The organism is Oleiagrimonas sp. (assembly GCF_027858935.1).
Taxonomy (GTDB): Bacteria; Pseudomonadota; Gammaproteobacteria; order Xanthomonadales; family Rhodanobacteraceae; genus Oleiagrimonas.
This window is the reverse complement of the sequence record NZ_JAQIBU010000083.1, coordinates 1-7,263: the sequence shown is the minus strand read 5'-3', so window position 1 is coordinate 7,263 and position 7,263 is coordinate 1. Positions and strand designations below refer to the sequence as shown.

7 protein-coding genes are annotated in these 7,263 nt (G+C 63.2%); 2 read left to right on the top strand and 5 right to left on the bottom strand.

What is annotated here, in order from left to right:
- Positions 1 to 447: efflux RND transporter periplasmic adaptor subunit (locus PF446_RS03205; RefSeq protein WP_298069672.1), on the top strand; the 447-nt coding region annotated here is incomplete at its 5' end.
- A 9-nt stretch (positions 448 to 456) separates the two neighbouring features.
- A complete protein-coding gene (locus PF446_RS03200) occupies positions 457 to 3,636 on the top strand; it encodes a multidrug efflux RND transporter permease subunit (protein ID WP_298069670.1) in 3,180 nt (1,059 codons plus the stop codon).
- 62 nt (positions 3,637 to 3,698) lie between these two features.
- Here the strand turns inward: PF446_RS03200 and fabG are convergent, their stop codons facing one another.
- The 5 genes from fabG to PF446_RS03175 form a co-directional block, all read right to left on the bottom strand.
- A complete protein-coding gene (gene fabG / locus PF446_RS03195) occupies positions 3,699 to 4,442 on the bottom strand; it encodes a 3-oxoacyl-ACP reductase FabG (RefSeq protein WP_298069668.1) in 744 nt (247 codons plus the stop codon).
- A 45-nt stretch (positions 4,443 to 4,487) separates the two neighbouring features.
- Positions 4,488 to 5,435: an ACP S-malonyltransferase gene (gene fabD / locus PF446_RS03190; protein ID WP_298069666.1), complete on the bottom strand. Its 948-nt coding sequence runs from the start codon at positions 5,433 to 5,435 to the stop codon at positions 4,488 to 4,490.
- 170 nt (positions 5,436 to 5,605) lie between these two features.
- Positions 5,606 to 6,589 carry a beta-ketoacyl-ACP synthase III gene (locus PF446_RS03185; protein WP_298069664.1) on the bottom strand — a complete coding sequence of 328 codons (984 nt, stop codon included), beginning with the start codon at positions 6,587 to 6,589 and terminating at the stop codon, positions 5,606 to 5,608.
- A 140-nt stretch (positions 6,590 to 6,729) separates the two neighbouring features.
- The gene (gene rpmF / locus PF446_RS03180; protein WP_298069662.1) at positions 6,730 to 6,924 is read right to left on the bottom strand and encodes a 50S ribosomal protein L32; all 195 of its coding nucleotides are present in this window, start codon (positions 6,922 to 6,924) and stop codon (positions 6,730 to 6,732) included.
- An 18-nt stretch (positions 6,925 to 6,942) separates the two neighbouring features.
- On the bottom strand, positions 6,943 to 7,263 hold a 321-nt coding region (locus PF446_RS03175; protein ID WP_298069660.1), incomplete at its 5' end, for a YceD family protein.

Sequence of the window (7,263 nt, the reverse complement as noted above, 5' to 3'; positions counted from 1 at the left end):
TACGACAAGGTCGGCACCGTCGATTTTTCCGGCACCAGCGTCGACCCCAATACGGGCAGCGTGCAACTGCGTGCCACGATTGCAAACCCCGACCATGTGCTGCTGCCGGGCATGTACGTGCCCGTCGTGCTGACCATGGGTCATATCGACCACGCCTTCCTGATCCCCGAGTCGGCCGTCCAGCGCAATCAGAAAAGCGCATACGTGATGGTCGCCGGTGCCGACGGCAAGGCGCACCAGATATCGGTCATGACGGCGGGCAACCAGAATCATGACTGGATCGTCACCTCCGGGATCAAGGACGGCGACAAGGTGATTGTTGGCGGATTGGCCAATGTCCACGACGGCGCTGCCGTAAAGATCGCTTCTGGATCCGGAGGGCAAACCCCACGACCGGTCGCCGCAACAACAGCTCCGGCAGCATCCGCCGCGAAAAAGAAGCACTGAGGACCGGTCATGCCTAGTTTCTTCATCGACCGACCCATCTTTGCCTGGGTAGTCGCGATCCTGATTTCGATCGGCGGCATCATCTCGATTGCCAACCTGGGCGTGGAATCCTATCCCAACATCGCCCCACCCCAGGTGACCGTTTCGGCCAACTACCCCGGCGCCAGCGCCGCCACGGCCGAGAAGACGGTGACCCAGGTCATCGAGCAGCAGCTGATCGGCATCGACAACCTCCTGTATTTCAGCTCGTCGACCAGTTCCAGCGGCAACTCCAGCATTACGCTGACCTTCAAGAGCGGCACCGATCCGGACATCGCCCAGGTCCAGGTGCAGAACAAGGTTTCGCTGGCGCAACCTCGCCTGCCCTCCGAAGTGGTGCAGCAGGGCGTGGTCGTGGCCAAGTCCAACCCGGACTTCCTGACCGTCGTGGCCCTGCGCAGCACCAGCCCGGACACTACCCTGGCCGACCTCAACGATCTGCTTGCCTCACGCGTCCAGGACCAGATCTCACGCCTTCCCGGCGTCGGCAACACGCGCTTGTTCGGCTCCGAATACGCCATGCGTATCTGGCTCAATCCCACCAAGATGGCCGGCTACGGATTGTCCGCCACGCAGGTCCTCGCTGCAGTGCGCGGACAGAATGTACAGTTCGCGACCGGCAGCATCGGTGCCGACCCGGCCGTGAAGGGCCAGGGCTACACGGCCACGGTCACGGGCGCCAGCCGCTTCACCACGCCGGAGCAGTTCCGCAACATCATCCTGCGCAGCAACAGCGACGGGACCAGCGTGCGACTCAAGGATGTGGCCAAGGTCGAACTGGGACCGGAAAGCTACGGCAGGAACTCGACCTTCGACGGTGACCCGGCCGCCGGCATTGCCGTGCAGCTGGCGCCCGGCGCCAACGCGCTGACCGTGGTCCAGGAAGTCGACGACACCATGAACCAGCTGTCCAAGTCGCTGCCGCGTGGCGTGACCTGGTTCTCGCCATTCGACAGCACCACGTTCGTGCACATCTCCATCAACGAGGTGGTACAAACACTGATCGAGGCGGTGGTACTGGTGTTCCTGGTGATGCTGCTGTTCCTGCAGAACCTCCGCGCCACCCTGATCCCGACGCTGGTGATTCCGGTCGCACTGCTCGGCACGTTCATGGGCATGCTGATCCTGGGGTTCACCATCAACCAGCTGACCCTGTTCGGCATGGTCCTGGCGATCGGCATCGTGGTTGACGACGCCATCGTGGTGATCGAGAACGTCGAACGCCTCATGAGCGAGGAACAACTGCCGCCCAAGGAGGCCACGCGCAAGGCCATGGGCCAGATCACCGGCGCCATCGTGGCCATCACCGTGGTGCTGGCGGCCGTGTTCATCCCCACGGCGCTGCAGCCGGGATCGGTGGGCGCGATCTACAAGCAGTTCGCGCTGACCATCGCGTTGTCGATGGGCTTTTCCGCGTTCCTGGCCACCAGCTTCACGCCCGCGCTGTGCGCCTCGTTCCTGAAGCCGACCGGGGACAAACCCCCAAACGCATTCTTTCGCAAGTTCAACAACCTGTTCGGCTGGATGACGCGCACGTACACGCGCCAGATCGGATCGGCGGTGCGGCACGCTCCGCGATGGATGATCGTGTTCGTGCTGATCAGCCTGCTGTGCGGTTTCGCGCTCACGCGCCTGCCCGGAGGGTTCATGCCCGACGAGGACCAGGGCTACGCGTTGGCGATCGTGCAACTGCCGCCAGGGGCCAGCATCCAGCGTACCAACACGGTGATGAAACAGGTCGGTGCCGTGCTGAAGAAGAGCCCGGCCTTCGGGCATGTGTTCCTGATCTCGGGTTTCAGTTTCGTCGGTCAGGGTGAAAACGTCGGCATGGCCTTCATCAAGCTCAAGAACTGGTCCAAGCGCGACGAGACCGCACAGCAGTACATCCAGAAGACCAATGGCCAGCTCGCCATGGCGATCAAGGATGCGCGCGTTTTCGTGGTCAACCTGCCCACCGTGCGCGGCCTGGGCCGCTTCGGCGGCTTCGAGATGTACCTCGAGGCCCGCGAAGGGCAGAGCAACGCGGCCCTGACCAAGGCCCGCAACATTCTGCTGGGCAAGGCATCCAAGGACAAGATGCTGCAGGGCGTACGCCCCAATGGCCTGGAACCGGCACCGCAACTGAAACTCTCGGTGAACCGGACCGAGGCCCTTTCGATGGGCCTGTCGGTGAGCGATGTCTACAACGCCATACAGCTGATGCTGGCCCCGGTGTATGTCAACGACTTTGTCAACGAGGGACGCATCAAGCGGGTCATCATGCAGGCACAGGCCCGCTACCGCATGAACCCCGATGCACTGTCGCAGATCTATTCCCCGGCGTCGGCGTCCAGCAGCGCGGGTACGGACGGGGCCGGAAAAATGATTCCCATCTCCAGTGTCATCAAGACATCCTGGAGCGTCGCGCCGCCTGCATTGCAGCGCTACAACGGCTATCCCGCCGTGAACATCGTCGGCAACCCGGCGCCCGGATACAGTTCCGGTCAGGCCATGAACGAGATGCAGAAAATCGTCAATACGGACCTGCCCAAGGGCTTCGGGCTGGACTGGACCGGGCAGTCGTACCAGGAAGTCGTCTCCGGCAACCAGGCACCGCTGCTGTTTGGCTTGTCGCTGGTGGTGGTCTTCCTGGCCCTGGCCGCGCTCTACGAGAGCTGGTCCATTCCGGTCGCCGTGCTGCTGGTGGTCCCGCTGGGCGTGCTCGGTGCAGTGCTGTTTGCGCTGGGGCGCGGCCTGGAGAACGACGTGTTCTTCAAGATCGGCCTGATCACCATCATCGGGCTGGCCGCAAAGAATGCCATCCTGATCGTGGAGTTCGCTGTCGAGCATCAAGCCCGGGGGCTGTCGCTTCGCAAGGCGGTCATCGAGGCTGCGCGTCTGCGCCTGCGGCCGATCCTGATGACTTCGCTGGCCTTCATCCTCGGCGTGTTCCCGCTTGCCGTATCCACCGGCGCCGGTGCCAACGCCCGCCACGCCATCGGCACCGGCGTGGTTGGCGGCATGCTCTTTGCGACCTTCCTCGGGTTGTTGCTGATTCCGGTGTTCTACGTCAGCGTGCGACGCATGCTTGGCGACAAGCTCGACGCCAGGGGCGACGAGCACGAGGATGGGGACGGCCCGCAGCTGTTCGACTCCGATCCATATCGCTAATAAAGCAAAGGCCGCGGGCGCTGTGCCCGCGGCCTTTGCTTGAAACCACGAACCCGCGCAGGTTAAGCCATGTACATGCCGCCGTTGACGTGCAGCGTCTCGCCCGTGATGTAGGCCGCTGCATCCGAGGCCAGGAATGCCACCGCCTGCGCGATATGCACGGGGGCACCCAGACGCCCCAGAGCAATCTGGGTTTCCAGTGTCTTGCGCTGATCCTCGCCCAGGGCCCGGGTCATGTCGGTATCGATAAAGCCCGGCGCCACCACATTGACCGTAATGCCGCGAGACCCGACTTCGCGTGCCAGTGATTTGGAAAAGGCGATGATGCCGGCCTTGGCCGCCGCATAATTTGTCTGGCCCGGGTTGCCGGTGACGCCGACCACCGAGGCAATATTGATGATGCGGCCCTTGCGCGCCTTCATCATGCCGCGCATGACCGCCTTGGAGGTGCGGTAGACCGAGCTCAGGTTGGTATCCAGGACCGCCTGCCAGTCCTCTTCGCGCAGGCGCATCAGCAACTGATCGCGGGTGATGCCCGCGTTGTTGACCAGGATCGTGAGCGGACCAAAGGTCTTGCCGATTTCCACCACCAGGGCATCGATGCCCTCAGGGTCGGTGACATCCAGCAGCCTTCCGGCACCTCCTTTGGGTTGCAAGCTCGCGTTGATGGTCGCCACACCTTTTTCGCTGGTGGCGGTACCGATGACCGTTGCGCCCTGCTCGGCAAGTAGCGCTGCAATGGCTGCGCCGATACCGCGCGTGGCGCCGGTGACAAGGACGACTTCGCCTTCAAGGGAACTGCTCATGGTGGGTATTCCTCGTTGCTTCAATGATTCGGACAAACCCGGGGCTCAAGCCCATGCGGCCCGGGCGGCTTCGATCGCATCAGGCGTGCCCAACGCATGCCCGGAAAGGCCGCGGTCAATGCGCCGTACAAGGCCGGTCAGGACCTTGCCCGGGCCACATTCGGCCAGATCGGTAATGCCTTCGGCAGCCAGCGCCTGCACGCAACCGGACCAGCGCACCGGCATGAACAACTGCTTGCGCAAGGCCTCGCGAATCGATGCCACGTCCTGGTGCACCCGTGCATCGACATTCTGCACCACGGGAAGCTCGGGCGAGGACCACACCATGCCGTCCATACGCTGGGCCAGTTGATCGGCCGCATCGCGCATCAGTTCGCAATGGGAGGGTACCGACATGGCCAGCTTGACGGCCTTCTTGACCCCCGCTTCGGCCAGCCGCGCCAGAACGCGATCGACCGCTTCCACGTTGCCGGCAATTACCACCTGTCCGGGCGAATTGTAGTTGGCTGGCGCCACGACCTGATCCTCGGCCTCCTCGGCGCAGATCTGTGCGATCCGCTCCTCGTCACCACCAATGACAGCAGCCATGCCACCCGTGCCCAGCGGCACGGCCGCCTGCATCAACCGTCCACGCTCGGTCACCAGACCCGCCGCGTCATGCAGGGAAAGAACCCCTGCGGCAACCAGCGCGGTGTACTCGCCCAGGCTATGGCCCGCCAGTTTCGAGGGTTGCGCGCCCCCCATTGTGGCCCACACGCGCCACACCGCGACGCCAGAGGCGAGCAAAGCCGGCTGCGTGTTCTCGGTACGGTTGAGCGATGCTTCCGGCCCTTGTTGCGAAAGCGCCCACAAATCGACGCCTGCGCCATCAGACGCCTCCTCGAAGGTGGTCCGGACCCCGGGGTGGGCTTGGGCAAGATCAGCCAGCATGCCGACCGATTGCGAGCCCTGCCCCGGGAACATGAATGCGATGGAAGTAGAAGGTGTTGCCATGACCAGGAACGCCCCATTCTGTGCCAAACCATGGATGGTGCCAGCATTGGCCGAAAGGTTCAGCAGTCGATCGTTTGAATTTGCCCCATGCATGGAGCATGGGGCGCTCTGCGGCAACGAAAACGGCCGCCCGAAGGCGGCCGTCTGGATTCGCGCAACACATGCCTGCATCAATATTTAAGCAAGGCCGAAGCCCAGGTAAAACCTCCACCGAATGCTTCCAGAAGTAGGTTCTGACCGCGTTTGACGCGTCCCGAGCGCACGGCTTCGTCCAGCGCCAGGGGGACCGATCCGGAAGAGGTATTGGCATGCCTGTCGACGGTCACGATCACCCGCTCCATGGACATCTTCAGACGCTTGGCGGTGGCCTCGATAATGCGCAGGTTGGCCTGGTGTGGAATCAGCCAGTCGACCTCGGACTCCTCCATGCCTGCCGCGGCAAGCGTCTCGCCGACCAGCGAATCGAGGGTCTTGACCGCGACCTTGAACACCTCGCGCCCGCTCATGTGGATCCGCACACCGTGATTGGGCTCGTCGGTGAATCCGGCCGATACGCCCACCGGGTTGTACAGCAGCTCCTTGAAACCGCCGTCGGCGTGCAGGCAGGTGGCCAGGATGCCCGGCTCCTCGGAAGCCTCCAGCACCACCGCACCCGCGCCATCGCCGAACAGCACGCAGGTCTCGCGTTCGTTCCAGTCGACCATGCGGGTCAGCGTTTCGGCGCCGATCACCAGTACTTTCTTCGATTGTCCGCTGCGAATGAACTTGTCCGCCACGCCCAGCGCGTAGACAAATCCCGAGCAGGCTGCGTTGATATCGAAGGCCGCACAACCGTTGGCACCCAGTCGATGCTGGATCAAGCAGGCGGTGGAAGGAAAAATGATGTCCGGCGTGGTGGTGCCTAGAATGATCAGGTCGATCTCCGAGGCCTTCACGTCGGCGGCCTCGAGGGCCGCAATCGCGGCGCGGTAACCGAGGTCGCCGGTGGTCTCGCCGTCCGCGGCAATGCGGCGCTCACGGATACCGGTGCGGCTGCGGATCCACTCGTCACTGGTGTCGACTATTTTTTCGAGGTCGGCATTGGTGACTACGCGCTCGGGTAGCGCGCTGCCGGTTGCAATGATGCGTGCGTAAGTCAGGGCCTTATCTCCCATGCCAGCGCCGGTGCGGACGTTCGCCCCGGATACAGACCACGCACTTTAACGCAATTCCGGGCGGTGCGCGGCATGTCCTGGAACGCAAAACGGCGCGTTGCCGCGCCGCTTTGCAATCGATTTCGATTTCGCGACGGGGATCAATCCTCGTCGACGACCTGTTCGGCACGATCAATGACCTTGCGACCACGGTAGAAACCGTCCTTGGTCACGTGGTGGCGGCGATGGACCTCACCACTGGTCGGGTCGGTGGCCAGCTGCACGGGCTTGAGGGCATCGTGCGCACGGCGCATGCCGCGGGTGGATGGGGTTCTGCGGCTTTTCTGGACTGCCATGGTGTGTCTCCGGAAAAATCAGTGTTTCTTCAGTTCGCGCAATACCGCGAACGGGTTCTCTTTGGTGTCTTCGGCCGGGTCCATGTCCGGACCCACTCCATGCCCCTGCTCGGGCCATTCACTTTGCGGTGAAACCGGCACCAGGGGTACCGCCAACACCAGTTCATCCTCGATCACTGCAGCCGGCGACAACCGTCCGTCTTCAAGCACCAGCAGAGGTTCGAGTCCCGGCGCCAGCGCCGACTCCTCGTGCTCATTGGTGATCATGCCCAGTCGCGAATGCACCTCGACCGGGAGCACGAAAGGCTCCAGCGTGCGCTGACAAGTCAGCTTCAGCGG

What these genes read in the sequence shown, in the direction of transcription:
- fabD (WP_298069666.1), bottom strand. Translation starts at nt 5,435, where the DNA reads ATGGCAACACCTTCTACTTCCATCGCATTCATGTTCCCGGGGCAGGGC.
- rpmF (WP_298069662.1), bottom strand. Translation starts at nt 6,924, where the DNA reads ATGGCAGTCCAGAAAAGCCGCAGAACCCCATCCACCCGCGGCATGCGC.
- PF446_RS03185 (WP_298069664.1), bottom strand. Translation starts at nt 6,589, where the DNA reads ATGGGAGATAAGGCCCTGACTTACGCACGCATCATTGCAACCGGCAGC.
- PF446_RS03200 (WP_298069670.1), top strand. Translation starts at nt 457, where the DNA reads ATGCCTAGTTTCTTCATCGACCGACCCATCTTTGCCTGGGTAGTCGCG.
- fabG (WP_298069668.1), bottom strand. Translation starts at nt 4,442, where the DNA reads ATGAGCAGTTCCCTTGAAGGCGAAGTCGTCCTTGTCACCGGCGCCACG.